22 protein-coding genes and 1 pseudogene are annotated in these 23,003 nt (G+C 66.3%); 19 read left to right on the plus strand and 4 right to left on the minus strand.

Features of this window, described 5'->3' with window-relative positions:
- The first annotated feature begins 140 nt into the window (after positions 1-140).
- The 8 genes and pseudogenes from A1351_RS08870 to A1351_RS08905 form a co-directional block, all read left to right on the plus strand.
- Entirely contained in the window at positions 141-602 is a 462-nt protein-coding gene (locus tag A1351_RS08870) for an Rrf2 family transcriptional regulator (RefSeq protein WP_024880443.1), read from the plus strand.
- 227 nt (positions 603-829) lie between these two features.
- Positions 830-1,552, plus strand: coding sequence for a protein-L-isoaspartate O-methyltransferase (locus tag A1351_RS08875; protein WP_024880442.1), 723 nt, complete (start codon positions 830-832; stop codon positions 1,550-1,552).
- Between the two features lie 142 nt (positions 1,553-1,694).
- Positions 1,695-3,119, plus strand: a complete 1,425-nt coding sequence (locus A1351_RS08880; RefSeq protein WP_026598954.1) for a TolC family outer membrane protein — start codon at positions 1,695-1,697, stop codon at positions 3,117-3,119.
- Between the two features lie 188 nt (positions 3,120-3,307).
- Complete coding sequence (locus A1351_RS08885) at positions 3,308-4,066, plus strand: PopZ family protein (RefSeq protein WP_024880440.1); 759 nt, start codon at positions 3,308-3,310, stop codon at positions 4,064-4,066.
- 44 nt (positions 4,067-4,110) lie between these two features.
- Entirely contained in the window at positions 4,111-4,464 is a 354-nt protein-coding gene (locus tag A1351_RS08890; RefSeq protein WP_083967243.1) for a septum formation initiator family protein, read from the plus strand.
- A gap of 150 nt (positions 4,465-4,614) precedes the next feature.
- Positions 4,615-5,652 (plus strand): pyruvate dehydrogenase (acetyl-transferring) E1 component subunit alpha, encoded by a 1,038-nt coding sequence (gene pdhA / locus A1351_RS08895; protein ID WP_024880438.1) that lies wholly within the window; start codon positions 4,615-4,617, stop codon positions 5,650-5,652.
- 229 nt (positions 5,653-5,881) lie between these two features.
- On the plus strand, positions 5,882-7,324 hold the full coding sequence (locus tag A1351_RS08900; RefSeq protein WP_024880437.1) for a pyruvate dehydrogenase complex E1 component subunit beta: 1,443 nt from the start codon (positions 5,882-5,884) through the stop codon (positions 7,322-7,324).
- 31 nt (positions 7,325-7,355) lie between these two features.
- Positions 7,356-8,300 (plus strand): annotated as a pseudogene (locus tag A1351_RS08905) (2-oxo acid dehydrogenase subunit E2); the annotation flags it as partial.
- A 126-nt stretch (positions 8,301-8,426) separates the two neighbouring features.
- Here A1351_RS08905 and A1351_RS24645 read toward each other — a convergent pair.
- Positions 8,427-8,573: a hypothetical protein gene (locus A1351_RS24645; RefSeq protein WP_157096215.1), complete on the minus strand. Its 147-nt coding sequence runs from the start codon at positions 8,571-8,573 to the stop codon at positions 8,427-8,429.
- Between A1351_RS24645 and A1351_RS08910 the strand changes: the two genes are divergently transcribed.
- The 5 genes from A1351_RS08910 to A1351_RS08930 all read left to right on the plus strand — a co-directional run bounded on the left by A1351_RS08910 (position 8,565) and on the right by A1351_RS08930 (position 13,352).
- The gene (locus tag A1351_RS08910) at positions 8,565-8,903 is read left to right on the plus strand and encodes a hypothetical protein (RefSeq protein WP_024880435.1); all 339 of its coding nucleotides are present in this window, start codon (positions 8,565-8,567) and stop codon (positions 8,901-8,903) included. The two genes, A1351_RS24645 and A1351_RS08910, sit on opposite strands and share 9 nt — an antisense overlap.
- A 105-nt stretch (positions 8,904-9,008) precedes the next feature.
- A complete protein-coding gene (locus A1351_RS08915) occupies positions 9,009-9,716 on the plus strand; it encodes a hypothetical protein (RefSeq protein ID WP_064032790.1) in 708 nt (235 codons plus the stop codon).
- Positions 9,717-9,815: 99 nt separating this feature from the next.
- Positions 9,816-12,062, plus strand: a complete 2,247-nt coding sequence (locus A1351_RS08920) for a primosomal protein N' (RefSeq protein WP_024880433.1) — start codon at positions 9,816-9,818, stop codon at positions 12,060-12,062.
- Between the two features lie 841 nt (positions 12,063-12,903).
- A complete protein-coding gene (locus A1351_RS08925; RefSeq protein WP_024880432.1) occupies positions 12,904-13,164 on the plus strand; it encodes a type II toxin-antitoxin system prevent-host-death family antitoxin in 261 nt (86 codons plus the stop codon).
- Positions 13,161-13,352: a hypothetical protein gene (locus A1351_RS08930; RefSeq protein WP_024880431.1), complete on the plus strand. Its 192-nt coding sequence runs from the start codon at positions 13,161-13,163 to the stop codon at positions 13,350-13,352. The genes A1351_RS08925 and A1351_RS08930 overlap by 4 nt, the downstream gene beginning before the upstream one ends.
- A gap of 130 nt (positions 13,353-13,482) precedes the next feature.
- Here A1351_RS08930 and A1351_RS24650 read toward each other — a convergent pair whose 3' ends face one another.
- Positions 13,483-14,361 (minus strand): hypothetical protein, encoded by an 879-nt coding sequence (locus A1351_RS24650; RefSeq protein WP_157096216.1) that lies wholly within the window; start codon positions 14,359-14,361, stop codon positions 13,483-13,485.
- A gap of 263 nt (positions 14,362-14,624) precedes the next feature.
- Between A1351_RS24650 and hemC the strand changes: the two genes are divergently transcribed.
- The 6 genes from hemC (at position 14,625) to A1351_RS08965 (ending at position 19,675) form a co-directional block, all read left to right on the plus strand.
- A complete protein-coding gene (gene hemC, locus A1351_RS08940; protein ID WP_064032792.1) occupies positions 14,625-15,551 on the plus strand; it encodes a hydroxymethylbilane synthase in 927 nt (308 codons plus the stop codon).
- The gene (locus A1351_RS08945) at positions 15,548-16,249 is read left to right on the plus strand and encodes a uroporphyrinogen-III synthase (protein ID WP_064032793.1); all 702 of its coding nucleotides are present in this window, start codon (positions 15,548-15,550) and stop codon (positions 16,247-16,249) included. The genes hemC and A1351_RS08945 overlap by 4 nt, the downstream gene beginning before the upstream one ends.
- A gap of 83 nt (positions 16,250-16,332) precedes the next feature.
- Complete coding sequence (locus tag A1351_RS08950) at positions 16,333-17,091, plus strand: phytochelatin synthase family protein (RefSeq protein WP_083967245.1); 759 nt, start codon at positions 16,333-16,335, stop codon at positions 17,089-17,091.
- 11 nt (positions 17,092-17,102) lie between these two features.
- The gene (ggt, locus tag A1351_RS08955; RefSeq protein ID WP_245291622.1) at positions 17,103-18,773 is read left to right on the plus strand and encodes a gamma-glutamyltransferase; all 1,671 of its coding nucleotides are present in this window, start codon (positions 17,103-17,105) and stop codon (positions 18,771-18,773) included.
- A gap of 26 nt (positions 18,774-18,799) precedes the next feature.
- Positions 18,800-19,231, plus strand: a complete 432-nt coding sequence (locus A1351_RS08960; RefSeq protein WP_064032795.1) for a YeeE/YedE family protein — start codon at positions 18,800-18,802, stop codon at positions 19,229-19,231.
- A gap of 3 nt (positions 19,232-19,234) precedes the next feature.
- A complete protein-coding gene (locus tag A1351_RS08965) occupies positions 19,235-19,675 on the plus strand; it encodes a DUF6691 family protein (RefSeq protein ID WP_064032796.1) in 441 nt (146 codons plus the stop codon).
- Here the strand turns inward: A1351_RS08965 and A1351_RS08970 are convergent.
- Positions 19,650-22,073, minus strand: a complete 2,424-nt coding sequence (locus A1351_RS08970) for a glycosyltransferase (RefSeq protein WP_064032797.1) — start codon at positions 22,071-22,073, stop codon at positions 19,650-19,652. The two genes, A1351_RS08965 and A1351_RS08970, sit on opposite strands and share 26 nt — an antisense overlap.
- Positions 22,074-22,075: 2 nt before the next feature.
- Positions 22,076-22,924: an aldose 1-epimerase family protein gene (locus A1351_RS08975; protein ID WP_064032798.1), complete on the minus strand. Its 849-nt coding sequence runs from the start codon at positions 22,922-22,924 to the stop codon at positions 22,076-22,078.
- Between the last annotated feature and the right edge of the window lie 79 nt (positions 22,925-23,003).

Here is a 23,003-nt window from a genome sequence, read left to right on the forward strand (position 1 = left end):
CCCGCGCGCCGGCGGGCGCCGGGGAGTGGGTCGCGAGTGGACAATGGGCGCGCAATGGCGCCATTTTGCTGTAGAATCCGTTCGCCGGAGAAAAATTAACCCCTGACGCCGGCGAGGCGGATGCGAGGAGACGCCGCTCGATGTTGACGAAGAAAGCGAAATACGGATTGAAGGCGATGGTCTATCTGGCCGGCTTCGAGCCGGGGCGGACGGCGCTCGTCACCGATATCGCCGCGGCGAATCAAATCCCCAAGAAATTTCTCGACGCCATCCTCGGCGAGCTGCGCAACGCCGGCTTCGTCCATTCCAAGAAGGGGAAGGGCGGCGGCTACACGCTGGCGCGCGCGCCCCAGGAGATACGCGTCGGGAACATCATAAGGGTGCTGGACGGGCCGCTGGCGCCGATCCAATGCGCCAGCCGCACGGTCTATCGCCGCTGCGACGATTGCGAGGACGAGGCCCGCTGCACCGTGCGGCTGCTGATGCTGGAAGCCCGCGACGCCATCGCCAATGTGCTGGACAATCGCACGCTGGCGCAGATGCGCGCCCTCGCCCAGGACGATCCCGCCGGCGCTTTGCTCGGCGAGCTCGAGCGGAATTGAGGGGGGAACGCGCCGGGCCGCCATGGACATGGGCGCGGCGCGAACCTATAAAGCGCACGGCCGAGCTCTTGCAGCGCGGCGAAGCGAATGCGTTCGGCGAGAGGTGCCGGCCCGTCCGAACGCCTTCTTTGGAATTTTGGCGTCTTTCATGAGGCGGGGCGCCCGCGGCGGACCGGCGGCCGTCGTCGAGACCCCCCGCGAGAGGCCGGCGCGACGCCGGAAGGTCGATGGCCGAAGCTGCTGAGCTCCACGCAGAGACGAATTCGCAACAAGGCGCGGCGACCGCGACCCTGCGCCAGACGATGGTCGAGCGGCAGCTGCGCACATTCGATGTGACGGATTTGCCGCTGCTGCGGCGCTTCCTCGCCGTGCCGCGCGAGCTCTTCCTGCCGCACGATCTCGCCCCGCTCGCCTATTCCGATCTCGCGCTGACGCTCGAGGACGAGAATGGCCGTCCCGGCCGGGCGCTGCTGCCGCCGCTGGTGCTCGCCCGCCTGCTGCAGGACGCCGGCATTCGCGAGACCGATCGCGTGCTCGATATCGCCGGCGGCACTTTCTACTCCTCGGCGCTGCTGTCGCCGCTGGCGCGCGAGATCGTCGCCCTCGAGGACGACGCCCGCCTCACGGCGACGGCGCGCTCCTATCTGCAATTCATCGGCGCGACCAATGTGCGCGTCGAGACCGGCCCGCTCACGGCCGGCGTTCCCGCCGCCGCGCCCTTCGACGTCATCGTCGTGCAAGGCGCGGTCGAGGAGGGGCTCGATCGTCTCTTCGAGCAGCTCACCCCTGACGGCCGGCTGCTCGCCATCGCCAAGGCGGAGCCGGACGCCGGCTGGGCCGTCACCCGCTTCGACCGCTCCGGCGGCGCTCCGGCCGGCGCGCGCGCTTTGTTCGACGCTTCCGCTCCCGTTCTGGAGGGCTTTGAAAAAGCGCCGGGTTTCGTGTTCTGAGGGCGATCAGTCCAAAGCCTTCGTTGTTTCGGCTTGGATTCACCCTGTTTCGAGCGTCGTGTTCCGTGAGTAGGCCGTAGGGCTCGCCCCGCGCTCTCGTCGAGCGCCGGGCGCGCTTTGTTCCAGAGCGGGTCTTTGTGGAATGCGTATCGTCGAATTGCGTCCGTCGTCCTGGCTCGGGCTTTGGCTTTTGGCCCTCGGCCTCGCGGCTCCGTCCGCCGCCGGCGCGGAGACGCTGAAGGAGGCGCTGGCGCGCGCCTATCGCGGCAATCCAGACATGAATCAGCAGCGCGCCAATGTGCGCGCCAAGGACGAGGACGCGCCCAAGGCCGCCGCCGGAATGCGTCCCAAAGCGAGCATTTCGGCGAGCGCCGGGCCGCAGAACTCCAACATCAAGATTCCGGCCGGCCGCAGCCAGCTGACCGGCCAGCGCACCTATATGTATGACGAATATGTCGGCTATCCGCGCGGCGCCACGCTGAGCCTGTCGCAGACTCTCTATGACGGCGGCCGCACCGGCAATTCCGTGCGTCAGGCCGAATCGGGCGTCTACGCCGCGCGCGAGGGGATGCGGCTCACCGAGCAGGCGACGCTGCAGAATGGCGCAACCGCCTATATGAATGTTCTGCGCGACACGGCGGTGCTCGATCTGCGCAAGAACAATGTCGCCGTGCTGGAGCAGCAGCTCGAGCGCACGCGGGATCGATTCGCAGTGGGCGAGGTGACGCGCACCGATGTCGCCCAGGCCGAATCGACTCTCGCTCAGGCGCGCACCGAGCTCTATGGCGCCCAGGGGCAATTGAAGACCAGCGTCGCCACTTATCGCCAGATCATCGGCGCCGAGGCGAAAAATCTGCAGCCGGCGCAATCGGTCGAATCGCTGTTGCCGAAATCGCTCGATCAGGCGATCGCCGTCGCCATCGTCGAGCATCCGGGCGTCGTCGCCGCGCAGCATCAGGTGGATGTCGCCGCTTCTGCGGTGAAGGTGGCGGAAGGCGCGCTGGCGCCGACTCTCTCGGTCGCCGCGCAGCTATCGCAGCAATATGATTCCTTTCTGGGATCGCCCGCGACTCGGCAATTCTCCGCCGGCGCGAGCGGACGGCTCGACGTGCCGATCTATCAGGGCGGCTCCGAATACGCATCGATTCGACAAGCCAAGGAGCAATTGGGCCAGGCGCGCTTCAACGCCGATCTGCAGCGCGACAGCGTGCGCGCCAGCGTCGTCTCCAGCTATGCGCAGCTCGACACTGCGCGCGCTTCGATTCTCTCCGGTCAAGCTGCTGTCAAGGCGGCGGAAATCGCTCTGCGCGGCGTGCGCGAGGAGGCGCAGGTCGGACAGCGCACCACGCTCGATGTGCTCAATGCGCAATATGCGCTGCTCAATGCGCGCGTCTCGCTCATCATCGCGCAGCGCGATCGCGTCGTCGCGTCTTACGCGGCGCTCGGCTCCATCGGGCGCCTCTCGGCCGACAGCTTGAAGCTCGATGTCGTCGCTTATGATCCGACGACGCATTTCGAGCAGGTGCGCGGCATGTGGATCGGCGTCGACACGCCCGCCGAGCGCTGAGCGCCGCGCGATAAGGCCGCGCTGCGTAAAAAATCGTGTGCAAACTCCCTTACGCACAACCCCTGTGGTTTTACCAAAGGGGGGAATCATCGGATGATGCGACTCGACGCTCGAAGTGAGCGGACAAGAATAGCGCGCGGCGATGATATTGCGGAGCCGTCGCCGCGAGACGGGAAGCAGCACATCTCATGAGCGCAGTGAACGCTTCGATCACCGCGCCGGCGCTCGACGCCGAGCGCCGGTCGCACGAGCCGTCGATGGAGGAGATCCTCGCATCGATCCGGCGCATCATCGCCGACGACGACGCTTTGCCGGCCGCGAGGCGCGACAAGGAGAAGCGCCCGGCCGAGCCGCCGCAGCGCGAGGAGGCGCCGCTCGCGCCTGCGCCCGCCGCGCGCGCGCCTGTGGCCGCTCGTCCCGCGGCCCCTGCGCCGGTCGTCGCCGCGCCGGCTCCCGTCTCCGTTCCCGCGGTCGAGCCCGCCAAGCCCGCCGATTTCTGGCTGCGGCCGTCCGCCGCTCCCGAAGAGGAAGCCGCGCCGGCTCCCGAATCGGCGGATCAGAGCCGCTGGTCCGAGGACACGGCGGAGGAGGTCGTCGATGAAACGCTCGACGAGCCCGTCGTCGCGGCGGCCGAGGAGCCCTATGTGCAGGACATAGCGGATGAGCCGGTCGAGGAGCAGATGATCGCGAGCATCGAGCCGAGCCCGTTCGAGCCTGCCAATGACGATCCGACGCCGCTGGTCTCGACCGATGCGGCCATGTCGATCGGCGCGCATTTCCAGGCGCTGGCGGCGAGCATCGTCATCAGCGAGGCCGATCTCATCGAGCGCTATGCTCAGGACATGCTACGGCCCATGCTGAAGCAATGGCTCGACGACAATCTTCCGCATCTCGTCGAGCGCCTCGTGCGCGCGGAGATCGAGCGGGTGGCGCGCGGGCGGCGCTGACCGCCCGATTCGGCGAGACCCAGGCCGTTAACGGCGCTTATACAATGTTCGCGCAAAGTGGCGGCATGTTCGCTCGTCATGTTCTGCGCTCCTTTGTGATCCCCCTGCTGCTCTACGGAGCGGCGGGGCTCGTGGCGAGCTATTTCGTCTGGCACGGCGTCAATGGCCAGCGCGGGCTCAAGACCGGCGTCGAATATGAGCAGCGCATCGCCGAGCTGCGCGCCGAGCTCGGCGGGCTGAAGGCCGAGCGTTCCCAATGGGAGCGTAAGCTGGCGCTGGTGCGCGGCGATGTCGTCGACGCCGATATTCTGGACGAGGAGGCGCGCCTGGTGCTCGGCCGCGCGCATCGCAACGACATTGTAATCCTCACGCCGCCTGCGTCGCCGACGCGTCGCTGAGGACAGCGCCGCGAGACGGCTCGTTTTCGGCGCGCGCTCGAGCTATTCTGCCGAAGGCGGAGCCCTCGCCGCGATGCGGGAGGGACGAGGGCTCGCTCTTCGCCTCACGCGCTCCCAGATATTGTCAAACGACGACGAGGACGGGCGGCCATGCCGGCAGCGGACAGACACGCGAAAATCGCCGATGTAGCCAGCGCCGCCGAGGGCGCGCAGGCCGAGGGCGGCATTCTGGCCTTCACGCGCGAGCAGGAGCTATCCGCCTATCGGGCGATGCTGCTGATCCGCCGCTTCGAGGAGAAGGCCGGCCAAATGTATGGCATGGGCCTCATCGGCGGCTTCTGCCATCTCTACATCGGCCAGGAGGCGGTGGTCGTCGGCGCGCGAATGTCGGCGAAATCCACAGATCAATTCATCACCGGCTATCGCGACCACGGCCATATGCTCGCCTGCGGCATGGAGCCGAGGCGGGTGATGGCGGAGCTCACCGGGCGGCGGGGCGGCTATTCCAAAGGGAAGGGCGGCTCCATGCACATGTTCTCGCGCGAGAAGAATTTTTATGGCGGCCATGGCATCGTCGGCGCGCCGGCCCCGCTCGGCGTCGGCCTCGCTTTCGCCGATCTCTATCGCGGCGACGGCTCCGTCTCGCTGACCTTCTTCGGCGACGGCGCCGCCAATCAGGGCCAGGTCTACGAGAGCTTCAATATGGCGGAGCTCTGGAAGCTGCCCATCGTCTTCATCGTCGAGAATAATCGCTACGCTATGGGAACGTCGGTGGAGCGTTCTTCCGCGCAGGCGAATTTTTCCATGCGCGGCACAGCTTTCAACATTCCCGGCCGGCAGATCGACGGCATGGATGTGCGCGCCGTCGCCGCCGCTGCGCGCGAGGCGCTCGACTGGTGCCGCGCCGGCAAGGGGCCTTTCCTCATCGAGGCGCAGACCTATCGCTATCGCGGCCATTCCATGTCCGATCCTGCCAAATATCGCTCCAAGGAAGAAGTGCAGCGCGTGCGCGAGGAGCATGATCCCATCGAGCAGGTGCGCGCCCGTCTGCTGGCCGGCGGGATCGGCGAGGACGAGTTGAAGCAGATCGACGCCGCCGTGCGCCGCATCGTGTCCGAGGCGGCGGATTTCGCGACCAATGATCCAGAGCCAGATCCAAGCGAATTGTGGACGGATGTGGTTCTATGAGGGAAGGGCGGGCTCATCGCGCTCTTCTCCTTCTCCCGCTTGCGGGAGAAGGTGGCCCTCGCGTCAGCGAGGGTCGGATGAGGGCCCGCGATTTTTCTGCTCCTTCGAGACTTACGGCCCGAGGCGGTTGTTGCAGCGATAGCCCTCATCCGACCCGGCTTCGCCGGGCCACCTTCTCCCACAAGTGGGAGAAGGGAGCGCGCGCCCTCTTTATTGTGCGGATAAATCCATGACCGTGAATGTCCTCATGCCCGCGCTGTCGCCCACGATGGAGCAGGGCAAGCTCGCCAAATGGCTCAAGAACGAAGGCGACAAGGTCAAGGCCGGCGATGTCATCGCCGAGATCGAGACCGATAAGGCGACGATGGAGGTGGAGGCCGTGGACGAGGGCGTGCTCGCCCGCATCCTCGTGCCGGGCGGCGCCGAGAATGTCGCCGTCAACACGCCCATCGCCGTCATCGCCGAGGAGGGCGAGGAGATCGGCCCCGCGGAGGCTCCGCCTTCGACGCCGGCCGCCGCCCCCACCGAGAACGCCGCGCCTGCGCCCGCCAAGGCGCCGGATATTCCAGCCTCCGCTCCGCAGGAGGCGGCTGCCGCCGCCGCCGTCCCCGCTGCGCCGGCCGCGACTGCGGCCGAGCCCGCCGCTCCTTCGCCCGCAGTCGCCGTCCCCGAAATTCCGGCCGATACGACGCTCCTCCCCATGACCATGCGCGAAGCTCTGCGCGACGCCATGGCCGAGGAGATGCGCCGCGACCAAAATGTCTTCGTCATCGGCGAGGAGGTCGCGGAATATCAGGGGGCGTATAAGGTCACGCAGGGCCTGCTGCAGGAATTCGGCCCGCGCCGCGTCGTCGACACGCCGATCACCGAATATGGCTTCGCCGGCCTCGCCGTCGGCGCCGCCTTCGCTGGGCTGCGGCCGATCTGCGAATTCATGACCTTCAATTTCGCCATGCAGGCGATCGACCACATCGTCAATTCCGCGGCCAAGACGCTCTATATGTCCGGCGGGCAGATCAATTGCCCCATCGTCTTTCGCGGCCCCAATGGCGCCGCCGCCCGTGTCGCCGCGCAGCATAGCCAGGATTACGCGGCCTGGTTCTCGCAAGTGCCGGGGCTGAAGGTCGTCGCACCCTCCAACGCCTCCGACGCCAAGGGGCTCTTGAAGAGCGCCATTCGCGATCCCAATCCCGTCGTCTTCCTCGAGAACGAGATTCTCTACGGCAAGCAATGGGACACGCCCATGCTCGAGGATTTCCTCATTCCCATCGGCAAGGCGCGCATCGCGAGGCCGGGAACGGATGTGACGCTCGTTTCCTTCTCCATCGGCGTCATCCATTGTCTTTCGGCCGCCGAGGCGCTGGCCAAGGAGGGGATAGAGGCGGAGGTCGTCGATCTGCGCACGCTGCGGCCGATGGATGTTCCCGCCATCATCGAATCGGTGAGGAAGACCGGCCGCTGCGTGGCGGTGGAGGAGGGCTGGCCGCAATGCGGCATAGGCGCGGAGATCGCCGCCCGCGTGCAGGAGGAGGCCTTCGATTATCTCGACGCCCCCGTTCTGCGTGTCACCGGCAAGGACGTGCCCATGCCCTATGCCGCCAATCTCGAGAAGCTGGCTCTGCCTTCCGTCGCCGATGTGATCGCGGCGGCGAAGGCTGTTCTCTATAGGTGACCTCATGGCTCTCTCTGGAGACGAGCGGCTCGCCCCCGGCGGAGCCGACGGACGCATCTTCGCTTCCCCCTTGGCGCGCAGGCTGGCCAGGGAAGGCGGACTCGATCTTTCCGCTCTGAAGGGCTCCGGCCCGCATGGCCGCATCATAGAGCGCGATGTGAAATCGGCGCTCGGCTCCGGCGCGCGGCCCGTGGCGGCGCCGTCTTCCGCCCCGGTGATCGAGGCGCCGGTCGGAATGTCGGACGCCGTGGTGCGCCAGCTCTTCGCGCCCGGCTCCTTCACCGAGGTTCCTCATGATTCGATGCGCAAGGCGATCGCGCGGCGCATGGTCGAGGCGGTGCGCACGATTCCGCATTTCGCGCTGCAGACGGATTGCGAGATCGACGCGCTGCTGCATCTGCGCGAGGATTACAACAGCGCCGCGCCCAAGGGCGCGAATGGCGAGCCCGAGTGGAAGGTCTCGGTCAACGACATCATCGTCAAGGCCATGGCGCTGGCGCTGCAGAAGGTTCCCGACGCCAATGTCACCTTCACGCAGACGGCGATGCTGAAGCACAAATCTTCCGATGTCGGCGTCGCCGTCTCCATCCCCGGCGGGCTGGTGACGCCCATCGTGCGCAACGCCGAGACCAAGAATTTCCGCGAGATCGCGATCGAGCTGAAGGATTTGGCGCGGCGCGCGCGCGAACGAAAATTGAAGCCCAATGAATATGAGGGCGGCGCGACCGCCGTCTCCAATCTCGGAATGTTCGGCGTCAAGAATTTCGCCGCCGTGATCAATCCGCCGCATGCGACGATTCTCGCCGTCGGCGCCGGCGAGGAGCGCATCATCGCCAGAAATGGCGCGCCCGCCGTGGCGACGATCATGAGCGTCACCCTCTCCGTCGATCATCGCGCCGTCGATGGCGCGCTGGGCGCCACGCTGCTCGCGGAGTTCAAGCGGCTGATCGAGCATCCGGCGGCCATGCTCGTCTGAGCGGCCGTCGATGGGCGCGGCGCGCGAGCAGCCGCGCCGCCCGTCTCCGTAATAGCGCGTATAACGTAACGCGAATATTTCACGAAGCTCACACGAACCTCGCATAACCTTCGCGTAACATGATTTTCAGCCGAAAATTCCAAAAATTCCTTTGACGATACGCTCTCCCGACAGGACGGTGACAGGGCGCTGATCTATGATGGCGTCCATTCGGTCATCGGCGACGCTCGGATCACGAGAGATTTGCCCAAAGGAGATTTCGAGATGGATCATGTCTCGCGCGACGCCCAGGGGGGCTGGCGCGACCTGTCGCTCTATCTTCCAGCCCGCGCGCGGATGCGTCCCATTCTGCGGCGCAAGGCGCAATCCCTCGTTCACACCGGCGCTCTCTCTCCCGACTGCATCGTCACCTCTATTTTCGAGACCGGCGAATCTGTGATGTGCGTCACGCAATTCGCATTCGGCGGAGGCGCGCGCCACACGCTCATCGCGCCGCTCGCGCAGCTCGCTTTCGATCGCGGCGGACCGCTGTCGAAGGAGATCGATCTTTTGCGCGCGCGGCCCTCGCGCGCTCTCGGCCGCCGGCCCCCGGAGATTTCTTAACGCTTCGTTCATCGGCTTGTGCGCGCGAGCACAGAAGCTCGGAGCCCCGTCCCGCAATATCTCAGCGTTCGAAACGAGCAAGAGACATTGGGACGGAGCATTGCGATGACCGATTTTGCCAAGAACCTTTTTGATTTCATCAAGAGCGTGACCCTGGCGACGGCGATCGGCGCGCCGACCGCCGCAGCCGGGGTCTTCGTCTATGAGCGGCCCGACTCGGCGCTGATGCTGCTCTCCAAGGTTCAGTCGGTCGAGATCGGCGATTTCAAGCTTGCGCTCGGACAAAAGGCTTTCGAGATCAACCCCGATCTCGGCGCGAAAAAGAACTCCATGGGCGATCTCATCGCCCGCGCGCGAAACCTCGGGCCGCGCGAGGTGGAGCGGTTGATCCATCTTCTTCCGCTCGACGCCGCGAGCATGGACAGGCTCGGCGCCGATGCGGTCAAATGCGACTATGACAGAGCCGATGCGCGAACGCGCCTCTTTGCCGTCATCGACAAATCTCTGGAAGAGAAGAAGCTGGTCGAGATCATGCGGCGTGACGAGCTGATCGATCAAAAGACGCATGAGGTCTATGGTCCTCCGAGCGCTTGCTATCGTGTCGTCCTCACCGCGCTCGGCGCCGATGTGAAGTCGATGATCGTCTCCGAATTGACCCGTTATTTCACCAGCGAGCTGGATGTGGGAGCGCCCCCGGCCGCCGTCAAGCCCGCGAGCGACAAGCCGGCGAGCGAGAGGCCGGTGAGCGAGCGGAGCCGGACGAAATTCGCCCAGCCCCGCCGCGACGCGGCGAAGCGGATCGCCGCCCGCTGAGCGCCCGCCGCCCAAAATATCGGAGCTTCGTCCTTCGGTCGTGTTTTCTTCAAGCGAACCAATTCCCACTTCGCTCGAAAACACTTTAAGACAACGCCCATGAGCGGCGAGGCGGACACGAGGGAAGGGGCGCAGATCGTCGAGATCCTGCTGCCGGTGGCCGTCGATATGGCCTATTCCTATTACGCGCCGCCGGCGCTGCGGCTTTCGCCGGGAGATTGCGTCGAGGTTCCGCTGGCGACGCGCAAATCCTTCGGCGTCGTCTGGTCGGTCGCGCCGGCGGGCGCCGCCGGGCCGGGCAATCTCAAATCCGTCATCGCCAAATATGACCGGCCGCCGCTGGGCGAGACGTTGCGCAGCTTCGTCGATTGGGTGGCGCGCTGGACCTTGGCGCCGCGCGGCATGGCGCTGCGCCTCGCCACCCGCGCGGTGGAGGAGGCGGCGCCGGAGACGCCCCGCGTCGGCTATCGGCTCGCCGGTCCGCCGCCCGAGCGCATGACGGCGGCGCGGGCGCGCGTCATAGAGGCGGCGGAGGGCGGCCTCACTTTCTCCAAGGGCGAGCTCGCCCGCGCGGCGGCCTGCTCCAATGGTGTCGTCGATGCGCTGGTCGACGCCGGCGCGCTCGAGGCCGTCGCTCTGCCGCCGGAGCCCGTCGCCGGCGCGCTGGATCCCGATTTCGCGCGCGCGCCGCTGGAGGCCGAGCAGCTCGCGGGCGCCGAGGCGCTGACGAGCGCTGTGGAGCAGGGCGGCTATCGGCCCTTTCTGCTGGAGGGCGTCACCGGCGCCGGCAAGACGGAGGTCTATTTCGAGGCCGTCGCGGCGGCTCTGCGCGCCGGCGGGCAGGCGCTGGTCTTGATGCCGGAAATCGCGCTCACCGCGCAATTCCTCGAGCGCTTTGCCGCGCGTTTCGGGGCCAAGCCCGCCGAATGGCATTCCGGCGTCTCCGAGCGCAAGCGCGCGCGGCTGTGGCGCGGCGTCGCGCTCGGCGAGGTGAAGGTCGTCGCCGGCGCGCGCTCGGCGCTGTTCCTGCCCTTCTCGAATTTGCGGCTCATCGTCGTCGATGAGGAGCATGAGGCCGCCTATAAGCAGGAGGATGGCGTCGCCTATCACGCCCGCGACATGGCGGTGGTGCGCTCGAGGCTCGAGGGCGCGACCATCGTGCTCGCCTCGGCCACGCCCTCCATCGAGACGCGCGTCAATGCGCAGACCGGCCGCTACGGCTATCTGCGCCTCACCGCCCGCGCCAATGCGAGGCCCATGCCGCGGATAGAGGCGATCGACATGCGCGCCAATGGGCCGGAGCGCGGACGCTGGCTCGCGCCGCGGCTGGTGGCGGAGGCGCAGGAGACGATCGCGCGCGGCGAGCAGGTTCTCTTCTTCCTCAATCGGCGCGGCTATGCGCCGCTCACTCTGTGCCGCAGCTGCGGCCATCGCTTCCGCTGCGAGAATTGTGACGCCTGGCTGGTCGAGCATCGCTTTCGCCGCGCGCTGGTCTGCCATCATTGCGGCCATGTCGAGCGCCGCCCGCACATATGCCCGGAATGCGAGGCGGAGGATTCGCTCACCGCCTGCGGGCCGGGCGTCGAACGGCTGGCGGAGGAGGCGGCGATCCTCTTCCCGGACGCCCGCACTCTGGTGCTCTCCTCGGATTTTCCAGGCGGGCAGGAGCGCTTGCGCCGCGAGCTCGCCGAGATCGCGGCCGGCGCTTTCGATATCGTCATCGGCACGCAATTGGTGGCCAAGGGGCATAATTTCCCCTTTCTCACTCTGGTCGGCGTGGTGGACGCCGACAGCGGGCTCGGCAGCGGCGATCCCCGCGCCGCCGAGCGCACTTTTCAGCTGCTGAACCAAGTGACCGGCCGCGCCGGCCGCGGCGACAAGCCGGGCAGCGCGCTGATTCAGAGCTGGCAGGCCGACCATCCGGTCATTCGCGCCATTCTCTCCGGCGAGGCGGAGGCGTTCTACGCGCAGGAGACGCGATTGCGCGAGCGCGCCGGCCTGCCGCCCTTCGGACGCCTCGCGGCGCTGATCGTCTCGGCCAAGGACGCCGGCGCCGCCGAGACCCATGCGCGCGCTCTGGCGCGGGCGGGGCATTCGCTGCCCTCCACCGATCGCTATCGCGTCGCCCCGGCCGGCGGCCTGCCGGAGGCCGATGAGATCGTGGTGCTCGGCCCGGCCGAGGCGCCCATCTCGCTCATTCGCGGGCGCTATCGTTTCCGCCTGCTGGTGAAGGCGCCCAAGAGCGCCGATCTGCAGGCCTATCTGCGCGCCATGCTGGCGGCGGCGCCCAAGGAGCGCGGCGGCGTGCGCGTGGCTGTGGACGTCGATCCGCAGAGCTTTTGGTGATTTAGGAAAACAATCCCCTCATCCTGAGGCGCTTTTTGCGGAACGCAAAAAGCCTCGAAGGATGCTCCGCGCGCCGTGGCCGACCCTTCGAGACGCCTGCTGCGCAGGCTCCTCAGGGTGAGGGACTGTGTTTATGCGCCCGCGCGAGCGCGCCCCGGCGCCGTGCGGCGCGGGGGTGGGAAAGGGCGTTTCGGGACGCTCCGGCCCCTTACGGCCGTTGCGCGAAAAAATTCGATCGGGTCCAGAGCGTCCCGAAACGCGGTTGTCGTTCTCGTCGACATCCCGAGGCTTGGTCGAACCCGCGAATCCTGGGGTTTCTCGATCAAGACGCGATCGAGTCCGACGGCCTGGGATCACGGAGCGGTTCTTTTTTCTCCCTATGGACGGGAGAAGAACGCCGCCCGGCGACGCGCTGCCTGTCCATGGACGGGGGTCGCCATCCCGGATGGAGCCGCCCCCCGCCCGCACCCCACGACCCGAGGAGCGCGCCCTTTGTGGGCGGGAGTGGGAGGGGCATAGGAATATTTTCAGGTGTGTCAAGGAGGGGGAAGGCGGAGTCTCCGTCATGGCCGCGTTGAGCTGCCATGACGATAGGAGCACGGAGATCGGCTGAAGGACAATAGTCCTCCCCCTCATGCTGAGGAGGCTCCGCAGGAGCCGTCTCGAAGCACGAGGGGGAGTTCCAGATGGCCGCGCACGAAGGTTTCCTCGTCCTTCGAGACGCCGCTTCGCGGCTCCTCAGGATGAGGAAACCTTCACCCGATCGCCATGGAGGCATGACGAGGGGGGGCGTGCCGCAATGCTGTATTTGCTGCATATTACAGCATTGTTGGAGGGTGAAATGTCCGAGTTCGGCACATTCTCGACCAGCGACCTCTCGCGCAAATCCGGCGACATAATCGCCGAGGCGCTGCGTCGTCCGGTCACCATAACGCAGCGCAACAAGCCGCGCCTCGTCCTCTTGAGCTATGAGGATTATCAGCGGCTCAGAACGCGCGCCGATAGCCGAATAGCGCATCGGATCGAGACCATGCCCGATGATCTTTTCGACGACGCCAAGGCGGCGCTCGCGGCCTATGAGGCCGAGTCCGACGAGCAATGAGCTTTCGCGAATTCGCGACGGGCGCGGTCATCCGCTATCCGTTCTTGTGGTCGCATGAGGCCGAGGCGGCCGCGACCGAGGGCCGCAAGCCGCGACCCGTCGCTGTCGGATTCCGCGTCCCGCGCCCGACCGGCGACGTGCTGCTCTTGTTCCCGATCACCAGCAAGTGCGTTTTTCCTGCCCTGTGATCGTATGCGCGAAGCCGAAGCGCCGAGAGCCACACATCGGACAAACACCATCATGCGTTTGTCGGAACCGCGAGAAATGTCGCGTCACTCGCTCGCTCGCTGGACCGTCTTGAAAAGTTGGAAGAGAAGGTTAAAGCTCTGGCTTCGATTGAACGACGTAAAGCTGTGCGTTGAACTCGCGCAATCCAATATCAGCGAGTCGTCGCAGTGGTTCACGCTCCGAATGCGCCTTCGAGGGGGGCACGGTAGCAGGTGGAATGGCGCTCTCCTGACGTTTACGGAAGAGCTCACTCGGACTCTCGCGCGAAACCTCGACCGTCGGAACCGCTTCGTCATCGCCCATTTCCTTAGCGCGGGCACTGACTCGCTTGCGGGAGCGAGTACGAGCGGCTTCGGCCTTCTCTACTGCCTTGCCGATGGTTTGCCTGAGCGGCTGTGCGTCATCGGTCAGTTGCTTTTTCAACAGTGCCTCCAACTCGGCGGCTCCATATCCTTTGATCATCTTCGGTTTGGACATTATGACGGCGCTACTTCCGTCGAAAGAAAGATGATGGGCTTTGTCATCCGCGAAGCTTCCGATCATGCGAGGCCGGACAAAAAAGGACCGTTGCCGGACGAGGCCTTTGAGGAAGGCGGTATCAAATTCTTCCTTACGATGGAACATCGGGGCTGCATAGAAGACGAAGTTGGGAGCTTGATCGAGTTCTATCAACATCTCATGTTGTTCGGAGTCGGCCTTTCCAGTGATTTCGATCCGATAGAACGGTGGCACCAACGGCGCGCCTGCACGAATCTCGCGAGCGCTTCGCCGAGTCAGGCAATCGGAGCGCTTAAACTGAAGGAAGAGCGGAATTCCGGGTGCCTCGAGTTTCACGTCATACCCGCCACCCGCACGCCCTTCCTCTATTAGAGAGGGAAATATTGGTGCAGCCGTAAGACTGCCGAGCGCCAATACGAACTCATGAGAGAGCGCAAAGCCGAAGGAAAATTCCGAGATAAGCGATTTCATTCAACACGCATAATACTGAGATCGTGCTCGATGCAAGCGTGCCGGTTGACATTGATTCAACATCGGTGACGCCTACGACGAGTGAATTTGTCGAGCCGGGTAGCGAAGAATAGCCTGTTCGCTCTGCTGTTTGGTATCGTACGAAGTGCGGTGGAATACGGCCGATCTGGCACAATGACGCCCCACGTCCCCCTCCCGCCCGCTTGTAGCCCGCCCGCTTTTCCCTATAGTCCGCCTCGACAATTCCCACGGCGGACGAGGCTATGACGACCACACAATTGCGCATCGGCACACGCGGCAGCCCTCTCGCTCTGGCGCAGACGCGGCAGCTGCGGGCCTTGCTGGCCGCGGCGCTCGGCCTCGAGGCGGAGACGCTGCCGATCGAGGTCATCCGCACCACGGGAGACATGATCCAGGACCGGCCGCTCTCGGAATCGGGCGGCAAAGGGCTGTTCACCAAGGAGCTGGACGTCGCCCTCATCGAGGGGCGCATCGATCTCGCCGTGCATTCCTCCAAGGATTTGCCGACGCATCTGCCGCCTCAGATCGCCATCGCCGGCTATCTCCCGCGCGAGGATGTGCGCGACGCCTGGATCGGCCGCAATGGCGCGACGCTCGACGCGCTGCCGAAGGGCGCGGTGGTGGGCACGGCCTCGCTGCGGCGCGGCGCGCAGGTGAAGCGGCTGCGGCCGGATGTCTCCATCGTGCTGCTGCGCGGCAATGTCGAGACCAGGCTGCGCAAGGTGGAGAGCGGCGAGGTGGACGGCACGCTGCTGGCGCTCGCCGGGCTCAAGCGGCTCGGCCTCGAGCGCCACGCCACCGCCATTCTGCCGATAGAGGATTTTCTTCCTGCCGCCGGACAGGGCGCCATAGCCGTCACCAAGCGCGCCGGCGATGCGCGCGTCCGCGCGGCTCTGGCCGCCATTCTCGATCCGGCGACCGCCGCCGCGCTCGCCGCCGAGCGCGCCTTTCTCACCGTGCTGGACGGTTCCTGCCGCACGCCCATCGCCGCCCATGCCAAGCTTGACGGCGAGGAGATCGAATTCCACGGCATGGCGCTGCGGGCGGATGGCTCTGCGGTTTATGAGGCGCGTCGGCGCGGGCCGTCCATGGATGCGGCGTTGATCGGCGACGCCGCCGCCAATGAGATTTTGCTGCGCCTGCCCAATGGAGTCGCGGGTCTCACATGAGGCGCGTTCTCGTCACGCGGGCGAGAGAGGACGCCGAGCGCACGGCGGAAGAATTGCGGCGGCGGGGCTTTGCGCCGCTGATCGCGCCGGTTCTGGAGATCGCCGCCACGGGCGCGCCGATTCCGGCCGAGACGTTCGACGCGGTTCTGGCGACCAGCGCCCGCGCGATTCAATTCGTCGAAGGGCTCGCGGCCTTGCGCGCGCCGTTTTTCGTCGTCGGCGGCAAGACGGCGCAGGCGCTTTCCGCGCGCGGCGCGCAGGTGGAGGCGAGCGCGCCCGATGTGGCGGCGCTGACGCTTCTGCTCGGCGCGCGCTTCGCGGCGCCGGCGCGGTTCCTCTATCTCGCCGGCCATGATCGCAAGGACGATCTCGAAAGTTTTTTGCGCGCGCGCGGCCATGTGGCGACAGTGGTCGAGACCTATGAGGCGCGCGCCGTCGCTGCTCTTGGGGAAGAAGCCCGCGCCGCTCTGGCCGCTGGCGAAATCGACGCCGCGCTGCATTATTCCGCGCGCAGTGCATCGATCTTCCTCGCTCTGGCGGATGCGGCCGGCGCCCCGGCCACGCTTCGCACGCGCGTCACGCATTTCGCTCTGTCCGAGGATGTCGCGCGCGTGCTGCGCGCCGCCGGTTGCGCCAATGTGCGCGTCGCCGCGGCGCCGGATCAGGCGAGCCTATTGGCCGCGCTCGAGGCGCAATAAAGCCGCCTTTGCGGGACAAGAATTGCATGGGCTCATCGCGCTTCCCGCGCCGCGCCCGCGCTCCCGCTGCTTTCGAGGACGAAATGACGAAACGGCCGATCCCGCAGCGGCGCATGACCGCCATTTTCGCGCTTCTCTTTTGCGCAATCGTCGCCGCAGTCTCGCCGGCGCTGGCGGAGCGGCTGCCGCTTTCGGACAATCTCGTCGATCTGCGCAGCGCGCAGGGGCGCGAATGGTTTCTCGAGGCGGAGGCGCGCGAGGCCTATTGGCCGCTCTCGTCGGAGTTCATCACGCAGAAGAACGGCTCCTTCTGCGGCGTCGCCACTCTGGCGATGCTGCTCAATGCGCTCGACATTCCCGCGCCCACCAGCAGCGAGGGGCAGGGGAGCTTCTCGCAGGACAATCTGTTCAGCGAGAAGACCGAGGCGGTGGTGAAGCAGGAGAGCATTTTGCGCCGGGGTATGACGCTGGACGAGTTCGGCGGCCTCGTCGCCAGCTTCGGCCTCGAGGCCAAGGTCACGCATGCGGCGCAGAGCTCGCTCGCGGCGTTTCGCGCCAGCGCGATCGAGCAGCTCTCGCGCAAGCGGCGGCATGTCGTCGTCAATTATCAGCGCGCCGCGCTCGGCCAGACGCGCAGCGGGCACATCTCGCCGCTCGCCGCCTATGACGCCAAGACGGATCGCTTCCTGCTGCTCGATGTCGCGCGCTACAAATATCCGCCGGTGTGGATCGCGGCCGCCGAGCTTTTCGACGCGATGAACACGGTCGACGCCGGCAATGAAGGACGCAGCCGCGGCTTCGTGCTCATCGGCCCGCCGGCGGGAATAGGCGGCGGGCAATGAGCGACGTGCGAATGCGATCTATTCTTGCGCTCTGCTTTTCCGCTCTCGCCTTCGCCGCAGCCGCCGAGCCGGTTGCGACCGGGCGGCGCGGAATGGTGGTGAGCGAGCATCGTCTCGCCAGCGACATAGGGCTCGACATATTGAAGGCGGGCGGCAACGCCATCGACGCCGCTGTCGCCGTCGGCTATGCGCTGGCCGTCGCGCATCCTTGCTGCGGCAATCTCGGCGGCGGCGGATTTCTGCTGGCGCAGCTGCCGGGGCAGGGCGCGCGCTTCCTCGATTTTCGTGAGACCGCGCCCGCGGCCGCCGGCGCCGATCTCTTTCTCGACGCGAAGGGCGCCGTCGACAAGGATGCGAGCCGCAACGGCTATCGCGCCGTGGCGGTTCCGGGGACGGTGATGGGCCTCGAGACCGCCCACGCCAAATACGGCCGCCTGCCGCATGAAAAAATCATCGCGCCGGCGATCGCGCTCGCCGAGCAGGGGTTTGTTCTCGAGGACGCCGATATTCGCGTGCTGCGCGCGGCGACGCGGCTGAAGGACAGTCCCGCGGCGACGAAAATCTTCTCCCGCGCCGACGGCTCGCCTCTGCAGATCGGCGATCGGCTGATTCAGAGCGATCTCGCGCGTTTGTTGCGGGAGATCGCGGCGCAGGGGCCGCGCGCCTTTTATGAGGGGCGCATTCCGCAGGCGATCGAGCGCGCCGCGCATGCCGAAAATGGCGTGATCGCGGAGCAGGATTTCGCGATCTATGAGGTCATGGAGCGCACGCCGATTCATTGCGTCTATCGCGGCTATGATTTCTATTCCGCCGCGCCGCCGAGCTCGGGCGGCGTCGCGCTGTGCGAAATATTGAACATTCTCGAAGGCTATGATCTCGCCGCGCTCGGCTTTCACACGCCGCAATCCTCGCATCTTCTCGTCGAGGCGGAGCGTCGCGCCTTCTTCGATCGCAATAATTCGCTCGGCGATCCCGACTTCGTCAGCAATCCCGTCGCGCGTCTCACCTCGCGATCCTATGCGGCGGAGCTGCGCGCGAGCATTTCTCCCGATCATGCGACGCGCTCCGTCGATCTCGCGCAAGGCGCCGCGCCGCGCGAGCGTTTGCAGACGACGCATTATTCCATCGTCGACGGCGAGGGCGGCGCGGTCTCCGTCACCTATACGCTCAACGGCTATTTCGGCGCGCAGGTGATGGCGCCCGAGACGGGCGTGCTGCTCAATGACGAGATGGATGATTTTTCCGCCGCGCCCGGCGCCGCAAACGGCTTCGGCCTCGTGCAGGGAAGCGCCAACGCCATAGCGCCCGGCAAAAGGCCGCTCTCCTCCATGTCGCCGACCATTGTGATGAAGGATGGCAAGGTCGCGCTGGTTCTCGGCAGCCCCAATGGGCCGCGCATCATCTCGGTGACGCTGCAGACGGCGCTCAATGTCATCGATCATCACATGTCGCTGGCGCAGGCGGTGGCGGCGCCGCGCCTTCATCACCAATGGCTGCCGGATGTCGTGCTGTCCGAGCCCGGCGCGCTCTCGGCGGAGACGCGCCGGCGGCTCGAGGCGATGGGGCATAGAATAGAAGATCACGTGCCCTTCGGCGCATCGGAGGCGATAGAGATCAGCGAAGGCGCGATGACCGGCGTCAATGATCCGCGCTCCGCGGCGGGATCGGCGCGCGGCTATTGAGCCGAGGCGGGGAACGGGGGACGAGGATGCAGATCGATTGGGCCAATTTCACGCCGTGGAGCGCGGCGGCGGGCGGCGTTGCGATCGGGCTGGCCGCCGGCCTCCTGATCCTGCTGCTCGGACGCATAGCGGGGATCAGCGGCATTGTCGCCGGGCTGCTGCAACCCGTAAAGGGCGATGCTGCCTGGCGCCTCGCCTTCGTCCTCGGCCTCGTCGCTTCCGCTGCGCTTCTGCGTCTTCTCGGCGCAGTGCAACCGCCGATCTTCGACATAGGCTATGGCGCGACCATCCTCGCCGGATTGCTCGTCGGCTTCGGCGCGCGGCTCGGCGGCGGCTGCACAAGCGGGCATGGCGTTTGCGGCCTGTCGCGCCTGTCGCCGCGCGCGCTCGCCGCGACCGTCGCCTTCATGACGAGCGGCGCGCTCACTGTTTTCATTCTGCGTCACATAATGGGTTGAGCCATGACGAGATCGACCATAGCCGCTTTCGCCATCGGCCTGTTGTTCGGCCTCGGACTCTGCGTCTCCGGCATGATTCTGCCGAGCAAGGTGAAAGGCTTTCTCGACATAGCCGGCGCTTGGGATCCGTCGCTCGCCTTCGTCATGGGCGGCGCCATAGGAGTCGGGCTGATCGCCTTTCGCTTCGCCCGAACCCGCTCGCGCGCGCTGCTCGGCGATGAGATGCTCCTGCCGACGAGCAAGGCCATAGACGCGCCGCTGCTGGTCGGTTCGACCATATTCGGCGTGGGCTGGGGGCTCGGCGGCGTCTGTCCCGGACCGGCGATCGTCGATCTCGCCTTTCTCGATCCGCAGATCATCCTCTTCGTCGTCGCCATGCTAGCGGGCATGGCGCTCGAGAAGAGCGCGCGCGGCCTGCTCAGCGGAACGCGCCGCGACGCATGATCTCCTTTATGCGCGCGTCGAGCCGTTGCGCGAAAGCGTCGGTCGAGAAGCGCGTCTCGGCGAGCAGGCGCGCCGCGGCGACCTTGGCCTCGCGCGCCGCGCGGTCATGGAAGACGGCGCGCATCGCCGCGACGGCGCCCGTGTGATCGGGCTCCGCCCAGAGCTGATCGCCGCGCATGCGCGGATATTCGCCAGGACCGACCGGAACGAGGCGATAGGGCGTGAGAAACGCCGTGCGATCGTCGCAAAATTCCATATTGCCGGAATAGGCGGTGGCGATCACCGGCGTCTCCAGCGCCATCGCTTCCAGCATATGATAGCCGAAGCCCTCGGCGCGATGCAGCGAGACATAGCAATCGGCGCCTTCGATCAGCGCCATCTGCTCCTCATCGTCGAGAATGCGATCGACGAGCGCGATGCGCTCGCATTCGGCCACGACATTGCGAATGGAGCGCCACACATCCATCTCGCGCGGCGCGCGCACGCGATCGACGCTATGCGTCTTGATGACGAGCTTGACTTTCGCCTCGTGCGGGAAGGCGGCGAGAAAGGCGCGCGTCACGCCGAGCGGATTCTTGCGATAGACGCCGGAGAGCGCATCGCAGGAGGCGAGAAAGACGAATTCGTCGGCGCGCGCAATGTCCGCATAGGCGAGCGCGCGCGCCGCCGCGCGCCCCTTTTTGCGCACGGGCCGCGCCGATGTGCCGACCGTACGAGTCGGCCGATGGACGGCCAGCGTATCTTTTGTGAAGTCCGAGGCCGACCAGAGCTCGTCGACGAGCGTCAGGCCGAGCATTTGCGCCGGATGCGGCGTCGCCATCTCGAGATAGGGAAAGCCGATGAGCCGGCCCTCGGACCATATGTCCGGCAGATAGGCGATGGCGCTCGGCAGCTCCTCGAGATTGAGATGGAGAATATTGATCTTTGCGCGTTGCAGCGTCGTTGGCAGCGGCGCGGCGTCTTCGCGAATGCGATTGGGATAATCGAGAGTGAAGTCACAGAGCCGCAGCGAATAATCGAGGCGCTCGAGCGCGGCGGCGAGCGCGCGGCAGCTGTCCGCTATGCCGAGCTGCCGGCTGAAAGGGCCGATGAGCTGAATGTCCACGCTCTCGCCGCCCGGCGCCGGCAGCGTCGCCGAATGCGCGCGATGGCCGGAGGGCGTGCGCGAGCGAAAGCTCTTCTCGCCGAAATCATAGCCTAGAGTCTCGATCGCGGCGCGCCAATGCGCGATATCGACGCCGCGGGCGCCGAAGAGGCGTCGCGACTCTTCATCGAAGGGCGCGGCGCTCGCCAGTGGCGTCAAAAACGCCTCGAGCCAATCCGGTGGAATGAAGCGCAGATAATGCGGCGCGCGAGCGGCGAAGAGCAGCACGGCGAAATAGGCCGCGCGCCGCTCGCTCTCCTGCGCGAGATCTGCGCCGCGCAGATTGGGATGCGCGTCGAGAAAGCGCGCTATGAAAACAGAGAGCGGGAAGCGCGCGCCCGTGTCCTCATGTGAGCGCAGCAGCGCCTCATGCGCCGGCGCGATGAGGCAATCCTCGACATTGAAAGCGGCGGCGCCGTAAGCGGCCCAGCGAAATATCGCGTCGAGCCGCGCATCCGCGCTCGTATCCTGCGGCGTCTGCGCGAAGAGGCGCATCGCCCGGCTCGGCGCGAGGCGATCCTGCGCCGTCGGCCCTTCATAGAGAAAGTCTATGTCGCGCGCGGAGAGCGGTATGCGCAGAGGGCGGCGCGCGCGGCCGTAGAATTCCACATAATGCGCGAGAAAAGCCTCGCGATCGGCGATCGAGATCGTCGCGTCGAATTTATCGGCGAGGTCCCATTTGTAGCGATTTTGGTCGAGATAGGCGCAGAGCGTCTCGCCGAGAATGGGCGGCGGGGCGGGGACGGGCGTCGGCGCGAACAGAAGCTCCGTCCGGCGCAGAGGCGAGCGCTCGGCGCGCGCGGCGTCGTCGCCGGCGAGGACTCCGGCGCGAAAGGCGCCTGCGAAAGTCGTGCGCAGATAATCCTCGCGGCCGAGGCGGCGCGCGAGGAGCGGGCGCTCTTCCGTCGCGGTCAGCTCGAGCGGTGTTTCGGCGAGGGCGAGGACGCGAATTCGCGTCTCGGCGCTGCGCAGGAGAGCGGACGGAATTTTGACGTCGAAGCCGTGGCGGCCGTCGCCGAAACCATGGGCGGCGAGATCGTCGCGCGGCCGATCCGCCAATTGTTGGGCGACGAAGACGCCATCGGCGAAAATATCGACGAGCACGCGCCGGCCCGAATGGGCGGGACAATAGGCCCAGCCGTGAACGACGCCATCGGCGGCGCCGTCCAGCCGGCCGACAATGTCGAGATCGCCGGTCGGAAGGCCGAGCGAGCGCCGCAGCAGCTTGATCGCATGGCGCTTGGCGACGCCCATGCTCAGTCTATCTCTATGCGCAGAGTGAAATCGCGTCTCTCGCCGGGGCGCGCATGCGCGATGCCGGGCTTCTCATCGAGCTGGCCGACGAAGCCGACCGGCGAATCATAGCCATGCCAGGGCTCTATGCAGAGGAAATCCGCGCCGGGCTTGGACCAGAGGCCGAGATGCTGGAAACCGTCCCAGGCGATCTGCACGGATCGTCCGCTGCCGCAGCAATAGACGAGGCTTTTGCTCGCCAGAGTGTCGAAGATGATCGCGTCATCGGCGAACAGCTCCTCCCGCAGCGGCAGCGTTCGCCCCTCGACGGGCGAATCCTTCATGCGGCCGAGAAGCCCGCCGGTGAGCTTGCGGATCGGCGCCGGCTCATGGCGCTCGAAATTTATGCGGCTCTGCGCCTTGGCGGCGTCGCCGAGCGGCCAGCGAAAGGCCGGATGCGCGCCGATGGAAAAATGCATGTCCGCATCGCCGAGATTGGTCACGCTGTGGCGAATGTCGAGACGCGGACCGTCGAGGGTGAATTCCACCTCGAGCAGAAACTCGAAAGGGAAAACCGCGCGCGTCGCGTCGCTGGCGCGCAGCGCGAAACGCGCCGAATGCGGAGAGGCCTCGACGATGGAGAACAGGCTGTCGCGCGCGAAGCCGTGCTTCGTCATCGCATAGCTGTGGCCGCGATAATCATAGCGGTCCTGCGCCAGCCGGCCGACGATCGGAAACAGCAGCGGACTATGCTTGGGCCAGCTCGGCTCGCCGGCCCAGAGATAATCCACGCCGTCGCGCGTGCGCAGCGATTGCAGCTCCGCGCCTTTCGTAGAAATGAAAGCGGCGAGGCTGTCCGAGGACAAGGCCACGCCGTCTCGCTGCTCACTTTTCGACCCGGTCACGTGCGCCCTCAGGCTTTCGCCTGCTTCAGCCGCTCGAGATCGGCGT

It is taken from the genome of Methylosinus sp. R-45379, assembly GCF_001644125.1.
Classification (GTDB): domain Bacteria; phylum Pseudomonadota; class Alphaproteobacteria; order Rhizobiales; family Beijerinckiaceae; genus Methylosinus.

Excerpts from the sequence above, each read along its gene's own strand:
- A1351_RS24645 (WP_157096215.1), bottom strand. The coding sequence starts at position 8,573 with ATGATCCATCTCGAAATCTCCTTTGGGCAAATCTCTCGTGATCCGAGC.
- A1351_RS08890 (WP_083967243.1), top strand. The coding sequence starts at position 4,111 with ATGTTCGCGCAAAGTGGCGGCATGTTCGCTCGTCATGTTCTGCGCTCC.
- A1351_RS08870 (WP_024880443.1), top strand. The coding sequence starts at position 141 with ATGTTGACGAAGAAAGCGAAATACGGATTGAAGGCGATGGTCTATCTG.
- pdhA (WP_024880438.1), top strand. The coding sequence starts at position 4,615 with ATGCCGGCAGCGGACAGACACGCGAAAATCGCCGATGTAGCCAGCGCC.
- A1351_RS24650 (WP_157096216.1), bottom strand. The coding sequence starts at position 14,361 with ATGAAATCGCTTATCTCGGAATTTTCCTTCGGCTTTGCGCTCTCTCAT.
- A1351_RS08945 (WP_064032793.1), top strand. The coding sequence starts at position 15,548 with ATGAGGCGCGTTCTCGTCACGCGGGCGAGAGAGGACGCCGAGCGCACG.
- A1351_RS08965 (WP_064032796.1), top strand. The coding sequence starts at position 19,235 with ATGACGAGATCGACCATAGCCGCTTTCGCCATCGGCCTGTTGTTCGGC.
- hemC (WP_064032792.1), top strand. The coding sequence starts at position 14,625 with ATGACGACCACACAATTGCGCATCGGCACACGCGGCAGCCCTCTCGCT.
- A1351_RS08960 (WP_064032795.1), top strand. The coding sequence starts at position 18,800 with ATGCAGATCGATTGGGCCAATTTCACGCCGTGGAGCGCGGCGGCGGGC.
- A1351_RS08915 (WP_064032790.1), top strand. The coding sequence starts at position 9,009 with ATGACCGATTTTGCCAAGAACCTTTTTGATTTCATCAAGAGCGTGACC.
- A1351_RS08970 (WP_064032797.1), bottom strand. The coding sequence starts at position 22,073 with ATGGGCGTCGCCAAGCGCCATGCGATCAAGCTGCTGCGGCGCTCGCTC.
- A1351_RS08950 (WP_083967245.1), top strand. The coding sequence starts at position 16,333 with ATGACGAAACGGCCGATCCCGCAGCGGCGCATGACCGCCATTTTCGCG.
- A1351_RS08900 (WP_024880437.1), top strand. The coding sequence starts at position 5,882 with ATGACCGTGAATGTCCTCATGCCCGCGCTGTCGCCCACGATGGAGCAG.
- A1351_RS08880 (WP_026598954.1), top strand. The coding sequence starts at position 1,695 with ATGCGTATCGTCGAATTGCGTCCGTCGTCCTGGCTCGGGCTTTGGCTT.
- A1351_RS08920 (WP_024880433.1), top strand. The coding sequence starts at position 9,816 with ATGAGCGGCGAGGCGGACACGAGGGAAGGGGCGCAGATCGTCGAGATC.
- A1351_RS08910 (WP_024880435.1), top strand. The coding sequence starts at position 8,565 with ATGGATCATGTCTCGCGCGACGCCCAGGGGGGCTGGCGCGACCTGTCG.
- A1351_RS08875 (WP_024880442.1), top strand. The coding sequence starts at position 830 with ATGGCCGAAGCTGCTGAGCTCCACGCAGAGACGAATTCGCAACAAGGC.
- ggt (WP_245291622.1), top strand. The coding sequence starts at position 17,103 with ATGCGATCTATTCTTGCGCTCTGCTTTTCCGCTCTCGCCTTCGCCGCA.
- A1351_RS08930 (WP_024880431.1), top strand. The coding sequence starts at position 13,161 with ATGAGCTTTCGCGAATTCGCGACGGGCGCGGTCATCCGCTATCCGTTC.
- A1351_RS08925 (WP_024880432.1), top strand. The coding sequence starts at position 12,904 with ATGTCCGAGTTCGGCACATTCTCGACCAGCGACCTCTCGCGCAAATCC.
- A1351_RS08885 (WP_024880440.1), top strand. The coding sequence starts at position 3,308 with ATGAGCGCAGTGAACGCTTCGATCACCGCGCCGGCGCTCGACGCCGAG.